The sequence below is a fragment of the Chromobacterium subtsugae genome, assembly GCF_001676875.1.
GTDB classification, from domain to species: domain Bacteria; phylum Pseudomonadota; class Gammaproteobacteria; order Burkholderiales; family Chromobacteriaceae; genus Chromobacterium; species Chromobacterium subtsugae.
Genome location: NZ_JYKA01000002.1, coordinates 123,573 through 146,465, shown reverse-complemented (window position 1 = coordinate 146,465; position 22,893 = coordinate 123,573). Strand labels below are relative to the sequence as shown.

General features: G+C 66.7%; 23 protein-coding genes. 15 read left to right on the top strand and 8 right to left on the bottom strand.

Annotated features, from left to right (window positions below; translation table 11 throughout):
• Positions 1–14 precede the first annotated feature (14 nt).
• The 5 genes from ftsA to moaC all read left to right on the top strand — a co-directional run bounded on the left by ftsA (position 15) and on the right by moaC (position 4,262).
• On the top strand, positions 15–1,259 hold the full coding sequence (ftsA, locus tag MY55_RS02945) for a cell division protein FtsA (RefSeq protein ID WP_043571776.1): 1,245 nt from the start codon (positions 15–17) through the stop codon (positions 1,257–1,259).
• A gap of 93 nt (positions 1,260–1,352) precedes the next feature.
• Positions 1,353–2,540: a cell division protein FtsZ gene (gene ftsZ / locus MY55_RS02940; RefSeq protein ID WP_043571778.1), complete on the top strand. Its 1,188-nt coding sequence runs from the start codon at positions 1,353–1,355 to the stop codon at positions 2,538–2,540.
• Between the two features lie 112 nt (positions 2,541–2,652).
• A complete protein-coding gene (gene lpxC, locus MY55_RS02935) occupies positions 2,653–3,564 on the top strand; it encodes a UDP-3-O-acyl-N-acetylglucosamine deacetylase (RefSeq protein WP_043571973.1) in 912 nt (303 codons plus the stop codon).
• A gap of 2 nt (positions 3,565–3,566) precedes the next feature.
• Entirely contained in the window at positions 3,567–3,749 is a 183-nt protein-coding gene (locus MY55_RS02930; protein WP_043571780.1) for a hypothetical protein, read from the top strand.
• 33 nt (positions 3,750–3,782) lie between these two features.
• On the top strand, positions 3,783–4,262 hold the full coding sequence (moaC, locus tag MY55_RS02925; RefSeq protein ID WP_043571782.1) for a cyclic pyranopterin monophosphate synthase MoaC: 480 nt from the start codon (positions 3,783–3,785) through the stop codon (positions 4,260–4,262).
• Positions 4,263–4,266: 4 nt separating this feature from the next.
• On the opposite strand, the gene MY55_RS02920 is transcribed toward moaC, so the two are convergent.
• From MY55_RS02920 to MY55_RS02910, 3 genes are all read right to left on the bottom strand, one after another.
• On the bottom strand, positions 4,267–4,803 hold the full coding sequence (locus tag MY55_RS02920; RefSeq protein WP_043571784.1) for a hypothetical protein: 537 nt from the start codon (positions 4,801–4,803) through the stop codon (positions 4,267–4,269).
• A gap of 138 nt (positions 4,804–4,941) precedes the next feature.
• Complete coding sequence (locus tag MY55_RS02915) at positions 4,942–5,448, bottom strand: CNP1-like family protein (protein WP_043571786.1); 507 nt, start codon at positions 5,446–5,448, stop codon at positions 4,942–4,944.
• Between the two features lie 15 nt (positions 5,449–5,463).
• Positions 5,464–6,228, bottom strand: coding sequence for an NRDE family protein (locus MY55_RS02910; RefSeq protein WP_043571789.1), 765 nt, complete (start codon positions 6,226–6,228; stop codon positions 5,464–5,466).
• Positions 6,229–6,350: 122 nt separating this feature from the next.
• Here MY55_RS02910 and MY55_RS02905 point away from each other — a divergent pair, with 122 nt between their 5' ends.
• The 10 genes from MY55_RS02905 to MY55_RS02860 all read left to right on the top strand — a co-directional run bounded on the left by MY55_RS02905 (position 6,351) and on the right by MY55_RS02860 (position 15,521).
• Positions 6,351–6,581, top strand: coding sequence for a sulfurtransferase TusA family protein (locus MY55_RS02905; RefSeq protein ID WP_043571791.1), 231 nt, complete (start codon positions 6,351–6,353; stop codon positions 6,579–6,581).
• Between the two features lie 63 nt (positions 6,582–6,644).
• Positions 6,645–7,679 carry a dihydroorotase gene (pyrC, locus tag MY55_RS02900; RefSeq protein ID WP_043571793.1) on the top strand — a complete coding sequence of 345 codons (1,035 nt, stop codon included), beginning with the start codon at positions 6,645–6,647 and terminating at the stop codon, positions 7,677–7,679.
• Positions 7,680–8,101: 422 nt separating this feature from the next.
• On the top strand, positions 8,102–9,715 hold the full coding sequence (locus MY55_RS02895; RefSeq protein ID WP_043571795.1) for a peptide ABC transporter substrate-binding protein: 1,614 nt from the start codon (positions 8,102–8,104) through the stop codon (positions 9,713–9,715).
• 146 nt (positions 9,716–9,861) lie between these two features.
• A complete protein-coding gene (gene oppB / locus MY55_RS02890) occupies positions 9,862–10,782 on the top strand; it encodes an oligopeptide ABC transporter permease OppB (protein WP_043571798.1) in 921 nt (306 codons plus the stop codon).
• A gap of 13 nt (positions 10,783–10,795) precedes the next feature.
• Positions 10,796–11,710: an ABC transporter permease subunit gene (locus MY55_RS02885; RefSeq protein WP_076098098.1), complete on the top strand. Its 915-nt coding sequence runs from the start codon at positions 10,796–10,798 to the stop codon at positions 11,708–11,710.
• Positions 11,711–11,735: 25 nt separating this feature from the next.
• On the top strand, positions 11,736–12,737 hold the full coding sequence (locus tag MY55_RS02880; protein ID WP_043571802.1) for an oligopeptide/dipeptide ABC transporter ATP-binding protein: 1,002 nt from the start codon (positions 11,736–11,738) through the stop codon (positions 12,735–12,737).
• The gene (gene oppF, locus MY55_RS02875) at positions 12,730–13,722 is read left to right on the top strand and encodes a murein tripeptide/oligopeptide ABC transporter ATP binding protein OppF (protein WP_043571804.1); all 993 of its coding nucleotides are present in this window, start codon (positions 12,730–12,732) and stop codon (positions 13,720–13,722) included. The genes MY55_RS02880 and oppF overlap by 8 nt, the downstream gene beginning before the upstream one ends.
• A 124-nt stretch (positions 13,723–13,846) precedes the next feature.
• Positions 13,847–14,272 (top strand): DUF3224 domain-containing protein, encoded by a 426-nt coding sequence (locus tag MY55_RS02870; RefSeq protein ID WP_052257885.1) that lies wholly within the window; start codon positions 13,847–13,849, stop codon positions 14,270–14,272.
• Positions 14,273–14,394: 122 nt separating this feature from the next.
• Positions 14,395–15,108, top strand: coding sequence for a 2-phosphosulfolactate phosphatase (locus tag MY55_RS02865; protein WP_197465967.1), 714 nt, complete (start codon positions 14,395–14,397; stop codon positions 15,106–15,108).
• Between the two features lie 62 nt (positions 15,109–15,170).
• Positions 15,171–15,521, top strand: coding sequence for a YbjQ family protein (locus tag MY55_RS02860; protein ID WP_047236415.1), 351 nt, complete (start codon positions 15,171–15,173; stop codon positions 15,519–15,521).
• Here the strand turns inward: MY55_RS02860 and MY55_RS02855 are convergent.
• The 5 genes from MY55_RS02855 to MY55_RS02835 are packed head-to-tail and all read right to left on the bottom strand — an operon-like array spanning position 15,518 to position 22,567.
• Positions 15,518–16,438, bottom strand: coding sequence for a GNAT family N-acetyltransferase (locus tag MY55_RS02855; protein WP_043571808.1), 921 nt, complete (start codon positions 16,436–16,438; stop codon positions 15,518–15,520). The genes MY55_RS02860 and MY55_RS02855 overlap by 4 nt on opposite strands.
• Positions 16,435–17,697: a phenylacetate--CoA ligase family protein gene (locus MY55_RS02850; RefSeq protein WP_065201999.1), complete on the bottom strand. Its 1,263-nt coding sequence runs from the start codon at positions 17,695–17,697 to the stop codon at positions 16,435–16,437. Before MY55_RS02850 ends, MY55_RS02855 begins: the two co-directional genes overlap by 4 nt.
• A gap of 45 nt (positions 17,698–17,742) precedes the next feature.
• Positions 17,743–20,145, bottom strand: a complete 2,403-nt coding sequence (locus tag MY55_RS02845; RefSeq protein WP_065201944.1) for an acyl-CoA reductase — start codon at positions 20,143–20,145, stop codon at positions 17,743–17,745.
• Positions 20,146–20,147: 2 nt separating this feature from the next.
• Positions 20,148–21,278 carry a LuxE/PaaK family acyltransferase gene (locus MY55_RS02840; RefSeq protein ID WP_065201943.1) on the bottom strand — a complete coding sequence of 377 codons (1,131 nt, stop codon included), beginning with the start codon at positions 21,276–21,278 and terminating at the stop codon, positions 20,148–20,150.
• Between the two features lie 32 nt (positions 21,279–21,310).
• Positions 21,311–22,567, bottom strand: a complete 1,257-nt coding sequence (locus tag MY55_RS02835) for an MdfA family multidrug efflux MFS transporter (RefSeq protein ID WP_047236418.1) — start codon at positions 22,565–22,567, stop codon at positions 21,311–21,313.
• Positions 22,568–22,893: the final 326 nt, after the last annotated feature.

Genomic DNA, 22,893 nt, shown 5'->3' with positions numbered 1-22,893 from the left:
CGTTGGAGCGACAGGTGAGCAAACCAAAGGAAAGCAAGAACATGCTGGTCGGCCTGGACATCGGCACCTCTAAGATCGTGGCGATCGTCGCCGAGGTGCTGGAAGACGGCCAGCTTAACATCGTCGGCATGGGACACACGCCGTCGCGCGGCTTGAAGCGCGGCATGGTGGTGAACATCGAGTCCACCGTGCAGGCGATCCAGCGCGCGCTGGAAGAAGCCGAGCTGATGGCCGACTGCAAGATTCACGAGGTGTTCGTCGGCATCGCCGGCAGCCACATCAAGAGTGTGAACTCGCACGGCATGGTGGCGATCAAGGATCGCGAAGTCACCAAGATGGACATCGACCGCGTGATCGAAACCGCGCGCGCGGTGACCATTCCGCCCGACCACCAGGTGCTGCACATCCTGACCCAGGAATACAGCATCGACGGCCAGGAAGGCGTGCGCGAGCCCTTGGGCATGAGCGGCGTGCGGCTGGAAGCCAAGGTGCACATCGTCACCGGCGCGGTGTCGGCCGCGCAGAACGTGACCAAGTGCGTGCGCCGCTGCGGCCTGGAAGTGTCCGACCTGGTGCTGCAGCCGATGGCCTCGGCCATCGCCGTGCTGTCCGAGGACGAGAAAGACTTGGGCGTGTGCCTGATCGACATCGGCGGCGGCACCACCGACATCGCCGTGTACGTGGGCGGCGCGATCCGCCACACCGCGGTGATTCCGATCGCCGGCGACCAGATCACCAACGACATCGCGATGGCCTTGCGCACCCCGACCAAGGAAGCCGAGGACATCAAGATCCAGCACGGCGTGTCGCTGGTCGCGATGGCCGATCCGGCGCAGATGATAGAAGTGCCCGGCGTCGGCGAGCGCGGTCCGCGCCAGATGTCGCGCGCGACGCTGGCCGAAGTGATCGAGCCGCGGGTGGAAGAGCTGTTCCAACTGGTGCAGCAGGAGCTGCGCCGCAGCGGCTTCGAGGAGCTGCTGTCGTCCGGCATGGTGTTGACCGGCGGCGCCAGCCTGATGCCGGGCATGGTGGAGCTGGCCGAAGAGGTGTTCCACCTGCCGGTGCGCGTCGGCGTGCCCAAGTATGTAGGCGGCCTGGCGGAAGTGGTGAAGACGCCGCGCTTCTCCACCGGCGTCGGCCTGCTGTTGTACGGCAAGGACCAGATCCAGGGTTATGCCGGCCCGCACAGCAAGGCCGAGTCGGCCGGCGTGGGGCAATTGTTCGGCAAGATGAAGGCCTGGTTCGCCGGGAACTTCTAAATGGCGGGAAAGCGCCGGCCGCATGGGCGGCGGCGCGAGGATTCGGGCGTAGTAAACACGGTTAGTGGCTCATCTTATGTTGAGGAGAGGAAAATGAGCGGAATGGTATTCGAAGTGATGCAGGAAACGGCCACCACGGCCGTGATCAAGGTGATCGGCGTCGGCGGCGGCGGTTGCAACGCCATCGACAACATGATCACCGGCAATGTGCACGGCGTGGAGTTCATCTGCGCCAACACCGACGCGCAGTCGCTGCAGCGCAACCGCGCGCCGCAGAAGCTGCAGCTGGGCACCAACCTGACGCGCGGCCTGGGCGCCGGCGCCAATCCGGAAGTGGGCCGCAGCGCGGCGCTGGAAGACCGCGAACGCATCGCCGAGATGCTGCGCGGCTCCAATATGGTGTTCGTCACCGCCGGCATGGGCGGCGGCACCGGCACCGGCGCGGCGCCTGTTGTCGCCGAAGTGGCCAAGGAAATGGGCATCCTGACCGTAGGCGTGGTCACCCGTCCGTTCGAGCACGAAGGCAAGCGCATGAAAGTGGCGCAGAACGGCATCGAAGACCTGAAGAAACACGTCGATTCGCTGATCGTGATCCCCAACGAGAAGCTGATGGAAGTCCTGGGCGAGGACGTCACCATGCGCGAGGCGTTCCGCGCCGCCGATGACGTGCTCAAGGGCGCGGTGGCCGGCATCGCCGAAGTCATCACTTGCCCGGGCCTGATCAACGTCGACTTCGCCGACGTGCGCACCGTGATGTGCGAAATGGGCCTGGCGATGATGGGCTCCGCCTACGCCTCCGGCATCGACCGCGCCCGCGTGGCGGCCGAACAGGCGGTGGCCAGCCCGCTGCTCGACAACATCACGCTGGAAGGCGCGCGCGGCGTGCTGGTGAACATTTCCACCGCGCCGGGCTGCCTGAAGATGAGCGAGTACCGCGAGATCATGGGCATCGTCCGCCAGTACGCCGACGAAGAGGCGCAGATCAAGTTCGGCACCGCCGAAGTGGAGGACATGCCGGAAGACACCATCCGCGTGACGCTGATCGCCACCGGCCTCGGCCAGAAGAAGTCCGCCCGCAACGAAGAGCGTCCGGAGTACATCAAGATCGTCAAGACCGGCACCGACGACCGCGCGGTGGAAATGGTCAACTACGAAGACCTGGACGCGCCGGCCATCATGCGCACCGGCCGCCGCCGCTCGTCGCCGTCGCTGGACTTCTCCAATCCGGAAGTGAGCGAGAGCTACGACATCCCGGCCTTCCTGCGCAAGCAGGCCGACTAAGCGGAGAGACAGGATAGAGAAACGCTATTCTTGCAAGCGAATCAATCAATAAAGCATAGCTTGCCGCTATGCTAGAATCGGGTTTTCCCGTCTGGTTGAGTAGCCTGAAATGATACTGCAGCGCACGCTGAAGCAAGCGATCAGCGCCACGGGCGTCGGTCTGCATTCCGGCGAGCGGGTGAAGCTCACCCTGCTGCCGGCGCCGCCCGATACCGGCATCGTCTTCCGCCGCACCGACTTGCCCGAGCCGGTCGACGTGAAGGTGGATCCCTCGCTCGTCAACGACACGCGCCTCTCCTCCACGCTGGTGACGGACACCGGCGTGCGTGTCGGCACGATCGAGCATCTGATGTCGGCGTTTGCCGGCTTCGGCATCGACAACCTGGTCGTCGAGGTGACGGCGGCGGAAATGCCCATCATGGATGGTTCCGCCGCGCCTTTCCTCTATCTGCTGCAGACGGCCGGGGTGGTGGATCAGCCCAAGAAAAAGCGTTTCATCCGCGTCAAACAGAGCGTGATGGTGGAAGAAGGCGACGTGTGGGTCCGGCTGGACCCGCACGAAGGCTTCAAGGCCAAGCTCGCCATCGTGTTCAACCACCCGGCGTTCAATCGCGCGCCGCAGACGGTGGAGGTGGATTTCGCCCGCCATTCCTACCTAGACGAAATCAGCCGCGCCCGCACCTTCGGCTTCATGCACGAGCTGGAATACATGCGCAACCACGGCCTGGGCCGCGGCGGCAGCCTGGACAACGCCATCGTGATCGATGACGAGTACGTGCTCAATCCAGAGGGCCTGCGCTTCCCGGACGAGTTCGTCCGCCACAAGCTGCTGGACGCCATCGGCGACCTGTACATCGTCGGCCATCCGCTGATCGCCGCCTTCTCCGGCCACAAGTCCGGCCACGCGATGAACAACAAGCTGCTGCGCAAGCTGCTGGCGACGCCGGAGGCCTGGGAGTACGTCAGCTTCGACGACCCGCTGGACGCGCCGTCCAGCTTCCACTTGCTGCCGCCGCAGGAATAAGCATGTTCGGCTTCTGGCGGCTGTGGCTGCTGGCGACCATCCTGGCCATAGGCTGGGCGCTGTTGTGCTTCGCCCTCACCCACGACAGACGCCATCTGCGCCGGGTGCTGGCCATCGTCCGCTGGAGCGCCGGCCTGTTGATCATTGTGTCCTGTTTCTGGCTGATTTTCTGCCTGCTGCGTTGAGCGCCGCGGGCGTTTTCATTTGAAGGATTCGTTATGACCCGACTCACGCATTTCGATGACGGCGGCCAGGCCCACATGGTGGATGTCGGCGCCAAGGCGGCCACCGCCCGCCGCGCGGTGGCAGAGGGCGTCATCCGCATGCTGCCGGCCACCTTTGCGCTGGTGAAGGGCGGCGGCCACAAGAAGGGCGACGTGCTGGGCATCGCCCGCGTCGCCGCCATCATGGCGGCCAAGAAAACCTGGGACCTGATCCCGCTGTGCCATCCGATCGCGCTGACGCGGCTGGCGGTGGATTTCGCGCTGCTGGATGCCGAGTCCGCGGTGCGGATCGAGGTGACCGCCGAATGCAACGGCCAGACCGGGGTGGAGATGGAGGCGCTGACAGCGGTCAATGTCGGCCTGTTGACCATCTACGACATGTGCAAGGCGGTGGACCGCGGCATGGAGATCGGCGGCGTGCGGCTGCTGGAGAAAGACGGCGGCAAGAGCGGCAGCTGGCGGGCGCCGGACTGAGCGATTACTTGCCGGTCTGCGGATCCAGCTCCTGCGGGCCGGGCGCGCCGCCGGCATCGAACACCGGCGGATGGATTTCATGCCAGCGCTGGCGGCGGTTCCACTCGTAGAGGCCGCGGCCGGACTGCAGATGCAAATAGACGTGCTGGTAGCGCGAGCGCGCCAGCATGTCGTGGGTGAGCTGGTTCAGCTCCTGCACCGACACATACAGCAGCAGGGTGGCCGCCACGGCGCCGTGTTCGAAGGTGCTGGCGGCCAGCAGCAATTGCAGCTGGTGCCCGGGCGGCACATGGTAGTCCTTGCCCACCTTGGCCTCGATGCGGCAGGCGACGTCGCTGGCGTTTGCCGGCAGCGCGAACATCGAATAAATGCCCACCGCCGCCTGGCGGGCGAGATGGGCTTCCTTCTTTTTGGCGGTGCGCCGGACATGCTCGCCGGCCAGCACCTCGGTGACTTCTATCGCCAGCAGGCGGCCGTCTGGCAACCGCACGCCGACATCGGGAGCGGGGGTTTTCAGCGACTTCAGTTCGAGCGGATGCATGCCTTTTTGCTCGAGCAATCGCCTGACCCACTCCCTTTCGCGATTTTCCTGTTGGGTTTGCTGATCCATCGGCGCTTACGCAAATGCAAGGACAGATGATTCATTCTAGAACATCATCCATCCGCATTCGCGGCCGCCTCAGGAACCCTTGCGCAGCGACTTCAGCGCTTCGGCGGCGTCGCGCGGCGCGCTGTGCGACGGGCACAGCAGTTCGCGCAGTTCGCGCCTGAGCTTGTCGCCATAGACGATGTCCTGCCATATGGGCCGCATCGGCTCGATCCAGCGGTGGTTGACGCTGTCGCCGAAGCCGTAGGCGCGGTAGCGGGCGTCCTTGCACAGAATGCCTTCCACGCTGAGGTTTTCCACGCCGTTGGGGCTGAGCACCTTGCTGATGTAGCGCACCACGCCGTCCTGGCCCACGCTCAGCGTTTTGCCATCGACGAAGAAACGGTTGCTCTGCAGCCAGTCAGGCTTCACTTCCACCCAGTCGGCGGCTTGCGGGTAGTCGGGCAGCGCGTAGGCTTGCTCCTCCCAGGCTTTTTCGTCCTCGAAGGTGATGTTTTTCTTGATCCTGTCGTTGTCGGCCAGCGCCGGCAGGCTCAGGCACAAGGCCAGCGCGGCCGGCAGGGTGAGGAATGCTTTCAAGTTCGATGCTCCGGATCAGCGCGCCGTGCCGGCGCGCAGGTTGTAATGGCGGCGGCCGGTTTCGCGGCCGGCCAGGCCCCAGCTCAATTCGGAAAAGGCGATGTCGCCGCGGCTGGACACCGTCAGCAACATCGAGGCGCGGGTGCCGTAATCGCGGCCCTGGATGAAGATCGGCGACAAGGTTTTTTCCAGCGCCAGGCCGATACGGGTGTTGGGCAGCTGGCCGGGGCCGGCCGGGGTGGGGTCGGACAGCGCCGCGTAGGCCTGGTCTTCGTTGGGCACCCGCTGGAATTCGCGCAGGTATTCGGCCAGCCGCTGGCTCTTGAACCACGGCGTATCCAGCGTGGCGTTGGACAGCGTGTGGATGCCGGGCGTGACGCGGGCGATCTGCGCGGTGCGGCTGTGGAAGAAGAACAGGTCGGAGGTATGGCCGAACAGCAGATTGAACGGCGCGTAGCGGTGATGCTCGGCGCGCAGCCAGTCGGCAAAAGCGAAGGCGTCGTCGTCGCCGCTGACGAAGCGCTCCACCAGTTCGCCGCGCGAGCGCTCGGCCTTGGCCGGAAAACCGTCGCGGAAGTTGGTGATGGCGGCGAAGCGGTTGCGTCCGTCGACCATCATCCAGCTGCCGCCGGATTGCAGGTCGCGGCCGCCCAGCGTATGCGGGTACTCCGGCCACCAGTCCAGCGGCGCCGACGGGCGGGCGTAGTATTCGTCGCGGTTGGCCAAGAGGGCCAGCTGGCCCATGCCCGGCGTCTTGTAGGCAAAAGCGATGATGCACATAGTGAAGACCGATTTGGGGAAGGCTTGACGACTGGCGTAAACTATACGGCCAGAAGGCCCGCCGCAGCGCGCGGGCCCATACCCCATTCATTGTAACGCGATATGGCTCAGGACACCGGCCCATGACTCCCGACAAGCAGATTGATCTTTCCGGCCTCAATTGCCCGCTGCCCATCCTGCGCGCGAAGAAGGCGCTGGCCGATATGGCGAGCGGCGCCGTGCTGGAGGTGATCGCCACCGATCCCGGCGCGCCCAAGGACTTCGAGGCGTTTTGCCGCCAGACCGGCAACGGCCTGCTCGAATCGACCACCACCGGCGAGGGCAAGTTCCGGATGGTGCTCAAACGCAAATAAGCATGCCTGGCGACGGTGTTCCCGTCGCCATTCTTTTATCTCTAGCCACGCCAAGCCCCGACCATGCAGACACTCACCCTGATCCGCCCCGATGATTGGCACCTGCACCTGCGCGACGACGCCGCGCTGGCCGCGGTGCTGCCCGACACCTGTCGCCAGATGGGCCGCGCCATCGTGATGCCCAACCTGAAGCCGCCGGTCACCACGGTGGCCGCCGCCGCCGCCTACCGCGAGCGCATCCTGGCCGCGCGCCCGGCCGGCAGCGCCTTCGAACCGCTGATGACGCTGTATCTGACCGACAAGACCAGCGCCGATGAAATCCGCAAGGCCAAGGCCTGCGGCTTCGTCCATGGCGTCAAGCTGTATCCTGCCGGCGCCACCACCAATTCCGACCACGGCGTCACCGACATCGCCCAGGCGATGCCGGCGCTGCAGGCGATGGCCGAAGTCGGCATGCCGCTGTTGGTGCACGGCGAGGTGACCGACGCCGACATCGACGTGTTCGACCGCGAGGCGGTGTTCATCGAACGGGTGATGAAGCCGCTGCTGGCCAAACTGCCGAATTTGAAGGTGGTGTTCGAGCACATCACCACCCGCGAGGCGGCCGAATTCGTCGCCGCCGCGCCGGCCAATGTGGCCGCCACCATTACCGCCCATCACCTGCTGATGAACCGCAACGCGCTGTTCGTCGGCGGCATCCGGCCGCACCATTATTGCCTGCCGGTGCTCAAGCGCGAGCAACACCGCCAGGCGCTGGTGAAAGCGGCCACTTCCGGCTCGGCCAAGTTCTTCCTCGGCACCGACAGCGCGCCGCACGCCAAGGGCGCCAAGGAGGCGGCCTGCGGCTGCGCCGGCATGTACACCGCCAACGCGGCGATCGAACTTTACGCCGAAGCCTTCGAAGCCGCCGGCGCGCTGGACAAGCTGGAGGCTTTCGCCAGCCTGAACGGCCCGGCCTTCTACGGCTTGCCGGCCAACGGCGGGCGCATCACCCTGGCCAGGGAAAGCTGGACCGTGCCGGCCGAGCTGCCGTATCCGGGCGACGCGCTGGTGCCGCTGCGCGCCGGGGAACAGATAGGCTGGCGTTTGCTGGACTGACGGGAAAAAACGCTTGAAAAGCCGCCTGTGGGCGGCTTTTTTCATTTGGTGCGATTTTTTAATGTGAATGGAAATCCATCGCGCTTTCTGCAAATCAGGGGGCGATGATATGTAAGGCTGGCGCGGTGGCGGCGCGGGTTTTTGCCATGAAATTTGCTCGGATCAGCTAATAGCATTTCACATGTCGGCATGTCGAAAGTATAAAAAACAGCGTGTAATCAAGCCATTGATTTGCATGAGTAGTCTATTGTCTGACAAAGTTGCGATGTTGAGAAAAATGAATAGCATATTATGGGTCTTGGGGCTTGAAGTATTCAAAACCCTCTGCGCATAATCTGCGGACCCACTCTGGATACAATCGAGTGAAAAAAATCCGCCGTCTTGCGATAGACAGGACGGAGACAGAACAAGGAGAGTAGAAGATGACTGACAAGCAATCGCTGAAGGCGATCGCCGCCGCCGTCGCGCTGGCCATGGCTTCCGGTTCCGTGCTGGCCGCCAAGGTGCCCGCCGGCGTCAAGCTGGCTGCCAAGCAGGAGTTCACCCGCAATACCGGCGCCGAGCCGGAAACGCTGGATCCGGTAGTGGCGGAATCCGTGCCGGCCAACACCATCACCGCCGACCTGTTCGAGGGTCTGACCACGCTGGATGTCTACGGCAAGGTTCTCCCGGGTGTCGCCGAAAGCTGGAAGGAAGTCGAAGCCAATACTTGGGTGTTCCACCTGCGCAAGAACGCCAAGTGGTCTGATGGCACTCCGGTGACCGCCGGCGACTTCGTCTACGGCTGGCAGCGTTTCGTCGATCCGAAGACCGCCTCCCCGTACGCGTCGACCTACGGCATGTTCATCGTCAACGGCAAGGAAATCGCCGAGGGCAAGAAGCCGGCCTCCACGCTGGGCGTCAAGGCCGTCGACAAGTACACGCTGGAAGTGAAGACGCCTTATCCGGTGCTGTTCCTGCCGTCGCTGGTGGCCAACACCCAGCTGGCGCCGCTGCCGAAGGCCACCATCGACAAGTACGGCAAGGACTGGACCAAGCCGGGCAAGATGGTCAGCAATGGTCCGTTCCTGCTGAAGGACTGGCAAGTCAACAGCAAGATCGTCACCGCCAAGAACCCCAACTACTGGGACGCCAAGAACGTCCAGCTGACCAAGATCACCTATCTGCCGATCGAAGACAGCAACGCCGACGTCAAACTGTTTGAATCCGGCCAGAACGATTTCGTCTACCAGTTGCCGCCGGGCACCTTCGACAAGTACAAGGCGCAGTACCCGAAGGAAATCCGCAACACCGAATTCCTGGCCCTGCGCTACTACTCGTTCAACAACAAGGATCCGCTGCTGAAGGATGTGCGCGTGCGCAAGGCGCTGTCGATGGTGATCGACCGCGACATTCTGGCCAAGAAAATCACCGCCGACGGCCAGACGCCTGCTTATAGCGTGATGGTGCGCGGCATTTCCGGCGCCGACGCCTCCACCTACGACTGGGTGAAATGGCCGATGGCCAAGCGCGTCGACGAGGCCAAGAAGCTGCTGGCCGAAGCGGGCGTCAAGCCGGGCACCAAGGTGACCTTCACCTACAACACCAACGACTATCACAAGAAGATGGCGATCTTCGCCGCTTCGGAGTGGAAGTCGAAGCTGGGCCTGAACACCGAGTTGGAAAGCCTGGAGTTCAAGGTGCTGCTGAAGAAGCGCCATGACGGCGACTACCAGATCGCCCGCAACGGCTGGAACGCCGACTACAACGACGCCACCACCTTCTTGGCATTGGTGCAGTGCAATAACGATCAGAACGAAAACAAGAACTGCAATCCCAAGGCGGAAGAGCTGATCAAGCAGGGCAGCCAGTCGCTGGACCCGGCCAAGCGCAAGCAGTTGTTCACCCAGGCCACCAAGATGATCATGGACGACTACCCGATGCTGCCGCTGCTGCAATACACCGCGCCGCGTCTGGTGAAGTCCTATGTGGGCGGCTACGGCAAGAGCCCGCTGGATCGTTACCAGGGCAAGGACCTCTACATCATCGCCCACTGAGCGTGATGCAAGCGGCCAGCGTTCGCGCTGGATGAACAGAGGCCGGAGGCCCGCCTGGCGGACTCCGGCCTGAGATGTAGATTGGCGGCGGCACGGCCTCGCGCGTTGGCGGGCGGCCGCGCTGCGCCCGCCAAGCGGAGTTCGATATGTGGTCTTATACTTTCCGACGCATTCTGGCGACGATCCCCACCTTGCTGGCGGTCATCACGGTCTGCTATCTGTTGCTGCACTTGACGCCGGGCGGCCCGTTCGACGGCGAACGCAAGGTCTCCGCCGCGGTGCTGGCCAATCTGCAGGCCAAGTACCATCTTGACCTGCCTCCGTGGCAACAATACCTGTATTACCTCAACAGCCTGCTGCACGGCGATCTGGGGGCCTCCTTCCGCTATGCCGACTGGAGCGTCAACGATCTGGTGAGCAAGGCCTTGCCGGTGTCCGCCACCATAGGCGGCGGAGCCATCCTGATCTCGCTGGTGCTGGGCGTGCTGCTGGGCACCATCGCCGCGCTGCGCCAGAACAGCGTCGTCGATTATCTGGTTATGTTGTTCGGCAATATCGGCGGCGCCTTCCCGTCCTTCGTGCTGGGGCCGGTGCTGGTGATGATCTTCGCCATCTGGCTGCCGCTGCTGCCGGCCGGTGGCTGGGACAACTTCAAGCTGAAGTTCATGATCCTGCCGATTTCGCTGTTGGTGTTCATCAACGTCTCCACTATCGGCCGCGTGATGCGCGGCAGCCTGATCGAAGTGCTGAACAGCAACTTCATCCGCACCGCGCGCGCCAAGGGCCTGCCGCTGCGCGCCATCGTGCTGCGCCACGCGCTGAAGCCGGCGCTGATGCCGGTGGTGTCGGTGATCGGCCCGCTGGCCATCTCGTCCATCACCTCGGCGGTGGTGACCGAGACGGTGTTCGGCCTGCCGGGGCTCGGCAAACTGATCGTCAACGGCGCCTCCAACCGCGACTACACGCTGGTGCTGGGCCTGGTGGTGCTGGTGACGGTGATCACGGTGGTGTTCAACCTCCTCGTCGACCTGGCTTATGCCTTGCTCGACCCCAAGATCCGCTACTGAGGGGGCGAAGGAAATGATGAAGAGCAAACAAGCGGCTGCGGCCGTAGCGCTGGAAAACGGCCTGAGCGAGGCGGCGGTCGAAGGCCGCAGCCTGTGGCGCGACGCCCGCATCCGGTTTCTCCGCAACAAGGCGGCGGTGGTCAGCCTGGTGGTGCTCAGCCTGATCACGCTGGCCTGTATCTTCGGCCCCATGCTGCTGGCCAACGGCTATGCCGATACCGACTGGGACGCGATGAGCGAGGCGCCCACGCTGCATAATATGCACTGGTTCGGCACCGACGCGCTGGGGCGCGACCTGCTGGTGCGCTGCCTGGTCGGCGGCCGCATCTCGCTGATGGTGGGCCTGCTGGCCACCATCGCCTCGGTGATCCTGGGCATAGTCTGGGGCGCCACCGCCGGCTTCCTCGGCGGCAAGATCGACTCGCTGATGATGCGCATCGTCGACATGATGTACGCGGTGCCCTACCTGCTGATCGCCATTCTGATGGTGACGCTCTTGGGCCGCGAGTTCTACCTGGTGGTGCTGACCATCACCGTGTTCTCGTGGATGGACATGGCGCGGGTGGTGCGCGGCCAGGCGCTGGCGATCAAGTCCAAGGAATACGTCGAGGCGGCGCACGCGATCGGCGTGTCGACGCCTGTGATCATTTTCCGCCACATCGTGCCCAACCTGCTGGGCATCGTGGTGATCTACACCACGGTGACGGTGCCGGGCGTGATCCTGACCGAGTCGGTGCTGTCCTTCCTCGGCCTGGGGGTGCAGGAGCCGATGACCAGCTGGGGCGTGCTGATCCAGGACGGTGCCGGGGTGATGGATTCCACGCCGTGGATCCTGCTGTTCCCGGCCGGGATGTTGTCGCTGACGCTGTATTGCGCCAACTATATCGGCGACGGCCTGCGCGACGCGCTGGACCCGAAAGACCGCTGATCCCGCAGGATAGATGAGGCAAGCCATGAGCATTCTGAAAGTAACTAACCTCGGGGTTCAGTTCCAGACCAACGACGGCGTGGTCAACGCCGTCAACGGCGTGAATTTCGAGTTGAAAAAGGGCCAGACCCTGGGCATCGTCGGCGAATCCGGCTCCGGCAAGAGCCAGACCGTGCTGGCGATGATGGGGCTGCTGGCCAAGAACGGCAAAACCAGCGGCGAAGCGCTGTACCACGGCCAAAACCTGCTGGCGATGGGCGCGAAGGATCTGAACAAGATCCGCGGCGACCGCATCTCGATGATCTTCCAGGACCCGATGACCTCGCTGAACCCCTACCTGACGGTGGAGCGGCAGATGAGCGAGGTGCTGGAGCTGCACAAGGGCCTGAGCCGGCGCGACGCCAAAAAGCGCGCGATCGAGCTTTTGGACGCGGTGCGCATCCCGGAAGCGGCGCGGCGCATCAATATGTACCCGCACGAATTCTCCGGCGGCATGCGCCAGCGGGTGATGATCGCGATGGCGCTGCTGTGCGAGCCGGAAGTGCTGATCGCCGACGAGCCGACCACCGCGCTGGACGTGACGGTGCAGGCGCAGATCCTGACGCTGCTGAAGGACCTGCAGCGCGATTTCGGCACCTCGATCATCATGATCACCCACGACCTGGGCGTGGTGGCGGGCCTGTGCGAGAACGTGCTGGTGATGTACGGCGGCCGGGCGATGGAGTACGGCCGCGCCGACGACATCTTCTACCACCCGAGCCATCCCTACACCATCGGCCTGCTGGGCGCGCTGCCGCGGCTGGACCACGACGGCTCCGAGCTGGTCAGCATCCCCGGCAATCCGCCTAATATGGCCAATATGCCCAAGGGCTGTCCGTTCAGCGAGCGCTGCGTGCACAGCAGCGAGCGCTGCGTCGGCGAGCTGCCGCCGCTGGCCGCCAGCAGCCTGAATCCGCAGATTCTGCGCGCCTGTCACAAGCCGGCGGAAGAACTGGTCAAAGCCGCCGAGGAGGTGACGCATGTCTGAAACCGCCAAGCAGCCGATCCTGTCGGTACGCAACGTCAAGGTTCATTTCCAGGTCAAGGGCGGCGACGCCTGGCCGTGGAGCCCCAAGAAAACGCTGAAGGCGGTGGACGGGGTCAGCTTCGACCTCTTCGCCGGCGAAACTTTGGGCGTGGTCGGCGAGTCCGGCTGCGGCAAGTCCACCCTCAGCCGCGCCATCCTCAACCTGATCCCGGCGACGGAAGGCGAAATCGTCTGGATGGGCAAGGACCTGCGCCAAGGCAGCGCCAAAGACTGGCTCAGCGTCCGCAAGGACATCCAGATGATCTTCCAGGATCCGCTGGCGTCGCTGAATCCGCGCATGACCATCGCCCAGATCATCGGCGAGCCGCTGCGCGTGCACAAGCCCGAGCTGTCGGCCGACGAGGTGATGAAGCGCGTCAAGGCCATCATGAAGCGGGTGGGCCTGCGCGAGCAGATGATCAACCGCTACCCGCACGAGTTCTCCGGCGGCCAGTGCCAGCGTATCGGCATCGCCCGCGCGCTGATCCTGGAGCCCAAGCTGATCATCTGCGACGAGCCGGTGTCGGCGCTGGACGTGTCGATCCAGGCGCAGATCATCAACCTGCTGAAGGAACTGCAGCGCGAGATGGGCCTGGCGCTGATCTTCATCGCCCACGATCTGGCGGTGGTCAAGCACATCTCCGACCGCATCCTGGTGATGTACCTGGGGCGCGAAATGGAGCTGGCGCAAAAGCACGCGCTGTACGACGTGCCCTCGCACCCGTACACCCGCGCGCTGCTGTCCGCCATTCCGATTCCGGACCCGCGGCAGGAAAAGAACAAGGTGATCCAGATCCTGCAGGGCGATCTGCCCAGCCCGATCAACCCGCCGTCCGGCTGCGTGTTCCGCACCCGCTGCCCGCAGGCGGTGGAGCGTTGCGCGCAGGAGGTGCCGAAGCTGCGCAAGCTGTCGAGCGAAACGCAATCGTCCTGCCTGCTGGCCTGACGCGGACCCGTTCCGTCGCGCCGCCGCCACGCTTTGCGCTGGCGGCGGTTTTTGTTTGCGCGGCGCTGGCTGCGGCGCGCGTCAACGATTATGCTTGTAAGCCAATGGCCAAAGGAGCGGAGCGATGAGCCAACATCTCGCGGTTTCCCTGAGCTGCCGTTTCGACGTCGGCTCATGGAGCGAGCAATTGCTGCAGCAGACCGAAGGCGCCGGCGAGCTCAAGCGCGCCAGCATCGTCAACGCGCTGAGCGGCAGCCTGGAGGGACAAGGCTGGCTGGAGTACCAGCTGCTGTATCCGGCGGACGAGGGCGGCGAGGTGAGCTTCATCGGCTACGAGCGCGTGGTCGCGCGCTGGGGCGAGCGGCAGGGCAGCCTGGTGCTGCGGCATGACGGCGTGTATTCCGCCGCGGCCGGCGTCAGCGGTTCGCTGCGGGTGATGCCGGGCAGCGGCAGCGGCGATTTCGCCGGCTTGAGCGGCGACGGGCGCATCGTGGCCCGGGCGGGGGAGCATGGCGGAGAGTATCTGCTGACGCTGCAATACCGCGACTGAATCACAGGCATCACCGGCTTGTCATGCTGCCGTGGCAGTGTTTGCGGCGCAGTACTGGAAAACCATCAGTGACGCCGCCATCAGCCTTCAAGGGCTGGTGGCGGTTTTTTCGTACAGAGGGAATGATGTATCAAGGGCAGCAGGAATACGATATTGGGCTGGAATGGGGCCTGCCGGGCGTGCGTCGGCTGGATGGGCAGGCGGCGCTGTGCGTGATTGTCGACGTGCTGTCGTTCAGCACCTGCGTCGACATCGGCTGCGGCTGCGGCGCGGCGCTGCTGCCTTTTCGTCCCGACGACGAGGGCGCCGCAGCCTTCGCCGCCGAGCGCAAGGCCCAGCTGGCCGGCAAGCGCAGCCGCAACAAGCTGTCGTTGTCGCCGGTCTCGATGCGGGCGCTGAGCGCCGGCAGCCGGCTGGTGCTGCCCTCGCCGAACGGCGCCGCCTTGAGCCTGGAGTGCGCGGCGGGCGAGGTGGTGGCGGGCTGTCTGCGCAATGCCGCCGCGGTGGCGGCATACGCCGGCAGCCAGGGCGCGCCGGTGCGGCTGATCGCCGCGGGCGAACGCGCACCGGACGGCGAGCTGCGTTTCGCCTTCGAAGACTTCATCGGCGCCGGCGCCATCATTCACCGGCTGACTGGCAGCAAGTCGCCGGAGGCGCAGGCGGCCGAAGCGGCGTTCTTGCTGGCCAGGCATGATTTGCTCAGCCATCTGCGCCAGTGCACGTCCAGCCTGGAACTGATCGAGCGCGGCTTCGCCGACGATATCGAACTGGCGGCGCAGCTGGATGTCAGCACCTGCGTGCCGCGTCTGCAGGCAGGCGAGTATCGCGCGCTGTGAGGCGCGGCGGTTCCCGATTCGTTTCCGGCCCGCATCGGGCGGGCCGACTTGAGGAGAATGCGATGTTGCCGGCAAAAATGGTCAGCACGACTTTCGATCTGCCCGGCTACCGGGTGGTGGCCAATCTGGGCGTGGTGCGCGGAATTACGGTGCGCTCGCGCTCGGTGGTGGGTAATTTTCTCGGCGGCTTGCAGTCGCTGTTCGGCGGCAACATCACCATCTATACCAGCTTGTGCGAGCAGGCGCGCTCCGAAACCTACGCGCTGATGTGCGAGCACGCGGCGGCGCTGGGCGCCAACGCGGTGATCGGCATGCGCTACGACGCCACCGACGTGATGGCCGGCCTGACCGAGGTGCTGTGCTACGGCACCGCGGTGCGGGTGGAGCCGCTGGACGCGGCCCGTCCGTCTTAAGCCGCCGGCTGCAAATCCAGCCGGTATAGCTGTTCGGCGCCGGCGTCGCAGAAGCGGATGGCGTCGCCGCGCTGGCCGCGCAGAAACAACAGCAGCCAGCCGCCGCCGGCATCGGGCAGCAGGCCGCCGAAGCGGAAGCCCGCCTCTGCCAGCCGCGGACGCAGCGCCAGCGCGTCGGCGCTTGGCGCCAGCTTCAGGTAGATCAGCTGGCCGGCCGGCAGGGCGGCGATTTCCGCCAGCCGCGCCGCGCTGGGCTGCGGAACGACGACTTCCAGCCGCTGGCCGTGGCGCGCCAGGCTGAGGCCGGGCAAGCGCGTCGGCGCCGCCGCCGGCGCGCCGGGACCGAAGGCCTGGCGCAGCGGCCGCAGCCATTCCTCCCATTCCGCCGGCCAGGCCAGTTCGGGCAACGGCCGCGGCCGCAGCGGCAGGCAACCCAGCACGATGCTTTCCGGCTCGGGCTTGCCGAACGGCGAATCCACGTAGTCCAGCATCAGCGCGCTGGTGTGGAAGCCCAGCGTTTGCGCCAGGTATTGGCTTTGCGGGTGCGAGCAGACTTGCTTGATGGTGAGCAGGCCGCAGCCCAGGCTGCCGGCCGCGGCGCGCAGATGGCGTCCCAGCAGGCTGGCCACGCCGCGTCCGCGCGCGTCCGGATGCACCACGTTCAAGGCCAGCTCGGCCTGGCCGGGCCGCGCCGGGTCCAGCCACAGCGTGGCATGGCCGGCCAGACGGCCGTCCAGCAGCGCCACCGCCGAATGCCATTGCCCGCTGGCGTTGCGTTGCTCGATCTGGCTGGGCAGGTAGACGTCCGGATACACGTAGTGGTCGCCGTAGACCGCGCGGAACAGCGCGCTGACCGCGGCGGCGTCGCCGGCCTGGTAGTCGCGCGCCCAGGCGGCGGCGGGATGGCGGGCGCTCATGGCTGCGCCTCCTCGGCTTGGTAGTCGCGCAGATCCACCACCCGCATCAGCTTGCCGGAGCGCGGATGGGTGCGCATCCGCTCCGGGCTGGTCTGGACGATGTCCAGGCGCAGCTGGCCGGCCGCGCACAGCGCGGCGATGGCCGGTTGGGCGGCCAGCAAGTCCTGGCGCAGCGCCGCGCAATCCAGCTGGCGGCGGCTGGCCAGCAGCAGGCTGAGCGCGTCCCGGCCGTCCCGGCGTTCTATCGCCAGCTGCCAGGCCAACAGCTCGGCATGCCTTTCCAGCAGCGGCGCCAGTTGCGCCGGAAACAGCGACAGCGTGCCGACGCGGACGCGGTGGCCCTGGCCGGAGCGGCCCTGCAGCGCGAACTTGCGCGCCGGCCCCGGCGGCTCGCGCCAGCAGGCCAGGTCGCCGGTGGGATAGCGGATCACCGGCATCAGTCGGCGCTGCAGATTGGTCAGCGTCAGCACGCCGCAGCGGCCGGTTTCGCTGATCGGCTCGCCGCTGGCCTCGTCCAGTATCTCCACCAGGCTGTCGTCGTCGAACACCCGGTGCTCGCCGTGGCGGCAGCCGGGCTCGGCATAGCCTATCAGGCCGGCGTCGACGCTGGCGCAGCCCACCGAGGCGATGCGGGCCTGGGGAAAAGCCTGTTTCAGCAGCGCCAGTTGCTCGCCGAACAGGCTTTCGCCGCCATACAGCACGGTATCGACGCCGGCCAGCGTCTGGCCGGCATGCGCCAGGTGGTGGGCGAAGCGCAGCAGCTGCGCCGGCACTCCGGTCAGCGCGTTGATCTCATATCGGCGGATGGCGTCGGCCAGCACGGCGTCGTCGACATGGCAGGTGAACGGGAATTCCACCAGCGGCAGCGGCGCGCGCGACAGCGCGCCGTGGATGAACAGCAGGCTGGTGTAGAGGTCGCCGGCGAAAAACAGGTTGGCGACGCGGTCGCCGGCCCGCAGCTGGCGGGCGACGCCGCCGCCGAAGGCCTGGACGAAGGCTTGCCACTCGGCGCGGCTGAAGACCGACAGCTTGCCCTCGCTGGTGGAGCCGCCGGTCTTGAAGACATGGCCGTCGTCCAGCGGCGCGGTCAGCACCGGCCAGTCGCGCAGCGTTTGCGAGCCGCGCCAGTAGTGGTCGGGATCGGCCGGCGGCAGGTCGGACAGCCGCCAGCCCTCGGCGGGCAGCGCGCGGTACAGCTGGCGATAGAACGGCGAATGGCGCCGGGCGTGGTCGACGAGTGATTTCAGCTTTGGATTCATGATTGCGGCTTCGGCGCCGGCGTCCGCGGACGGCCGGCGCAAGGTTTAACGGCGCAGGTCCAGCACCAGCGGCGTCTTGCCGCTGTGCGGATGGCGGCGGAATTCGGCCGCCGGCGTCGGGGAGATTTCCAGTTTCAGCAGGCCGCCGCCGACGACTTCGCTCAGCATCGGGTCCTGCAGCAATTGGGCGCGGATGCGGTTGGGCTCGCCGTCGGCCAGCAGGCGGATGCGGTCGCAGCCGCTGTCCGCCTGGTCCACAAGCCATTGCAGCGGCAGGCCTATTTGCCGGCTCAGCTCGGCCGGATTGACGAAGATGGTGCCGACCCGCAGCAGCGCGCCGTGGCGGCCGGTGAGCTGGAAGCGGGGCGTTGCCAGGCCGCAGGCGCAGCGGCCGGGCAGCCAGCGGCCCAGGTCGCCCAGGTCGTAGCGCCGCACCCGCTGCGCTTCGCGCTCGCGCGAGGTGAACACCAGGCGGCCGATTTCGCCGGCGGCGGCGGGGCGGTCGCTGTCCTGCTCCAACACTTCCAGCCATTGGGTTTCGGCCAGCAGGTGGAATTCGCCGTCGGCGCTGCCGGGGCAGCCGTGGCCGAGCGGGCCGGCATCCACCGATCCATACAGGGCGGAGCGGATCAGCTCCACCCCGAAGCTGCCGATGTAGGCGCGCTGGCCGTCGCTGATGTGCTCGCCGCCGAAGAACACCTTGCGCACGCCGCCGTAGCCGCGCAGCAGCTTGTTCTCGCATTCGAACAGCCGGTGCAAGGTGCCGGGCATGCCGACCAAGGTGTTGATGTTCTGCTCGACGATGAAGCGCGCGATCTCGCTGAAATCGTCGTCGGACGGGCCGCCCATCGGGTATTGGGCGACGCCCATGTGGTCGAGGATAGTGAAGAAGCTGAGCATGCCGCCGTACAGTTTGCCGCCGTACAGCAGGTTCATCACCCGGTCGGCGGCTGGGTCGAGCCCGGCGGCGAACAGCCCGTCGGCGGCGGCGCGCATCTGGCGGTGGTAGTCGCGATAGCTGAAGCCGGCCAGCTTGGGCGCGCCGCTGCTGCCGCCGCTGCGGAAGAACAGCTGGGCCTTGGCGTTGGCGCCCTGGCGCTGGAAGTCGGCCTTGTCCATCACCGGCAGCGCGGCCAGGCCCTCGGGCTCGGCCGGCGGCGCGTCCAGGTGGGCGTGGCCGGGCAGCGCGGCGGCGTCCAGCGTGGCCGACACCCGGCGCGACAGCCGTTGCAGCGCGTAGACGCCGTCGTGTGGCTCGCCGTCGTAGCCGTCGTGCATGCGGCCGGCCGGCGCGACGCGGCTGACCCCGGCCGCCAGCAGCGCGCGGCTCAGTTCCGGTAGGCGCGCCGCCGGGGCGATCAGGCCGCAGCTTTGCAGGCGGGTGCGCCAGGGGCGCAGGATGGCGGAGAGTTCGGCGCGCGGCGCCGGCCGCAACTGCAGGGTGCGGAACAGCGGCGACGGCGCCAGTTCATGGCGGGCGTTCCAGGCCAGCCGCCAGCCTTCGCCGTCCAGCACTTCGCCGTCCAGGCCGGCGAAGGCCTGGTCCAGCCGTAGAAAGGCCATCTGGCTGCTGATCTCGGCGGCTTCCTGCAGGTCGGGCCGCAGCGCCGGCCACTGAGGCGCGCGGCGCGCCAGCGCGGCGGCCATCCGCGCGGCGACGCCGCGCAGCGTTTCCGCGTCGTCGCAGTCCACCAGCAGGCATTGCGGGCTGGAGCAGGCCTGCTGGTCGTGGCGGCAGACATCGTCGGCCAGCGCGTCCAGTTGTGCGTCGCCGGCGGCCGGGTCGAGATAGGCGAAGCTGACGCGGTGGCCCCAGTCTATCCAGCGGCAGCCGGGCGGCAATTGCGCGCGGATGGCGGCCAGCGCGGCGTCGCCGCCCCAGGCGGACACCGCGTCGGCCTCGGCCAGCAGCGGGGCGAGCCGGTCGCTGGCGATGGGCAGCACGGCGACGCGCCGGGCCAGCCGGCCGCTGTGGTCGTGGCGCAGGAATTCGGCCAGCAGCCGCGCGCTCAGGCCCTGGTCGCTGGCGCTGGGGCGCAGCCAGTTGACGTTGCCGGCCAAGAGGCCTTCCAGCGCCGCCATGAAGGGCAGCAGCGCCGCGTTGGACGGGGTGATGTGCAGCACCAGGCCCAGCGGGCGCCAGGCTTCGAAGCGCGCTTCGCGGTAGTCGTGACGGCGCAGCGAGAACGGCCGCTCGTCCAGTTCGCGCTCCAGCTTGGCTTGCAGCGCTTCGCGGCGGCAGAAGCGCGCCAGGGCGAGGCGGCCGGCCTCGTCCAGCAGCGGGTGGCCGCCGGCGCGCGCCAGCGCGTCGGCGAAACGCTCGGCGCAGGACAGTACGGCCTCGACATCCGGCTCCGCGGCCAGGGTGTCGGCCAGTCGGGCGCGCAGCGCGGCCAGCGCGTCGTCCGCCGTGAGCTGGGCGCGCAATTCTCCATCAATCAGATACATGTTCAGGACTCCTTGATCAGTTCGGACGCGGCCATCGCGCAGCTGCGGCTCTTGCTGGTGCCGGCGCGGCCCAATAGCTCGAACCAGTCGGTGGCCAGGCCGCAGCCGCAGCTGGCCGCCGGGTGCAGCGCCGCCAGGTCGCTCAACGCCAGGCTATGGGCCGGGCTTGAGGTGATGTAGGGCGAAACCAGGTGCAGGAAGCCGGGCTCGCCGTAGGGCAGCCGCGCTAGCGTCGCGGTGTCGCGCGCCCAGGCGCGGGCCCAACTGGGCACGTGGAAACGGTGGTTCGGGCATTCGACGTAGGGCACTGGATGCTCGACCGAGCCGTAGCCGTCGCGGCAACGTTCGTCCGGCAGACCCAGCTGTTCGCCCAGCCGGCGGTACAGCTCCAGTTTGGGAATCGCCTGGTCGGCATGGGTTTTCCAGCCGCCGCCGAGGAAGACCAGCGATTGCGGATGCAGGGCGAGCGGCGGCAGGCCCATGTCGCGCATCCGCTCCAGCGTGAACCACAGAAAGGCCGGGAAGCCTAAAATGCGCACCGGCAGGCCTTCCGCGGCGAATTCCTGCAGCGCGCGCATCGCGCCGAAGGGATCGAACTCGTTGCCCTTGCCGGTGTGGCGCAGCGCGTAGACGGCGCGGTTGACCGGCGCGTACTTGCACAGGAACTGGTCGGTGTAGGCGGTGCCCAGCGTGATGGCGCCCGCCGGCTCGTAGCTGAGCAGCAGGTAGTTGGCCGGTTGGTCCGGGGTATGCCAGCCGTAGTGGTCGAAGATGCGGTCCACCATGCGCTGGGCGGCGCCGATGCTGCGTTCGTCGTAGCGCATCCGGCTTTTCTGGCCGGTGGTGCCGGACGAAGTCAGCTCCAGCGCGTCTTCGCCGCTTGCGCTCAGCAGCAGCCGGCGCTTGAAATAGTTGGCGAAGATGGGCGGCAGCTGCGACCAGTCGGCCAGGCCGGCCAGGCGCGCCGGCGTGAAGCCGTTCTGCTCCAGCCATTGGCGGTAGCCGGGGCTGCGCTCGCAGTGGTAGTCCACCAGCTCGCGCATCGCGGCGTCGAACAGGCAGTCGCATTCGGCGTCGGCGCGGTAGGGATCGTCCAGATGGCACAGCGCTTCGACATGCTTGAGTGAGGTCATGGTGCTTTACGGTATCGATGGGGAAACGAGTGTCAGGCGGCGCTGGCCTGCGGCTGCGGCGCGCGCAGCAGCAGCCACAGCGGCGGCGCGGCCAGCAGCGCGGCGGCGGTGGCGCCGACGGCGAAGCTTTGCGGGCTGTCGCCGGCGTTCAGCCAGGCCAGCAAGGCCGCGCCGGCGCCCAGCGTGGCGGTGGACAGCATGCCCAGCACCGCGGCGACGCTGCCCTTGGCGCTGTCGCTGGCGTACAGGGTGAGCCGGTACAGCGTGGCGTTGCCCAGGCCCAGGCCGAAGGCGTAGATGGCGAGGCCGGCGGCCAGGGTCGGCAGCGTCGGATGCAGCGGGGTGAGGATGCCGGTCAGCAGCAGGCCGCAGGCCATCGGCGCCAGGGAGAGGCGCAGCAGCCGCGCCAGGCTCTGGCGGCCGGCCAGCCGGTTCAGCGCCAGGTTGCCGGCGATCACGCCGCCGAACACCGGCAGCTGCCACAGGCCGTATTCCAGGTTGCTGTAGCCCAGCTGGCGGATCAGTAGCAGCGGTGACAGGCCGATCCAGGCGATCAGAGGCAGCGTGATCAGGCCCAGCGCCAGGCTGCCGCACAGCACGGTGCGGTGGCGCAGCAGGCCGAGGTAGTTGGCCAGCGCGGCCTTCAGCCGCAATGGCGTCGGCGGCAGCGCGGGGCCGTCGCGGCGCGGCGCGCCCACCGTCTCCGGCATCAGCCGCCACAGGCCCAGCGCCACCAGCAAGGCGGCGGCGGCCAGCGCGGCGAACAGCTGGCGCCAGGACAGCAGCTTCAGCAGCAGGCCGCCCAACAGCGGTCCGGCCAGCGGCGACAGCAGCGCGATATTGGCCAATAGCGCCATCAACCGCACCGCGTCCTCCTCGGCGAAGGTTTCCTGCAGCGCCGGGTAGCTGACGACGATGACGAAGCCGAGCGCGGTGCCCTGGGCGAAGCGCAGCAGGTTGAAGCTTTCGATCTGCTGCGCCCCGGCGGCGGCGGCGCAGGCGGCGGCGAAGCCCAGGACGCCGGCCAGCAGCAGCGGCCGGCGGCCGAAGCGGTCGGACAGCGGGCCGATCAGCCATTGCAGGGCGATGCCGCCCAGCAGGAAGGCGTTGAGGGCGGTGGGCACGTGGCGGCTGTCGGCGTCCAGATCGCGGGTCACTTGCAGCATGGCCGGCATCACCATGTCGCTGGCGAGGTAGGTCAGCAGTTCGAAGGCGGTGAGCAGCAGGCAGAAGCACAGCGCCTGGCGGCGGGAAATGGCGAGCAGGGGGCGAAACTTTTCGGCGGGCATGGCGAACGGCTTTCTTGCTGCGGCGGCAAAAGGCGGTGGGCGGGCATGAGGGGAGCGGCGCTGCGGCCGGGGTTGTCATGCGATCGGCGCACAGGATAGGTCAATAATGCAGATGCAAACCCTGTACTTAAGTATGGTTTCATCATGTTTATTGCTTTGAATTTATTTTTATTGGAATTAAGCGTCGCTTATTTGTATTTTTTTGGAGGCAATGATTTTCCGTTGTCGCCTTGCTGATCAGGCGGAGCAGGCCGCGCGGCGGCGGTTCGGGCCGTGACGCGACGACAAGCTTGCTGCGACGCCGGCCGGGCTCATGCTATTTTGCG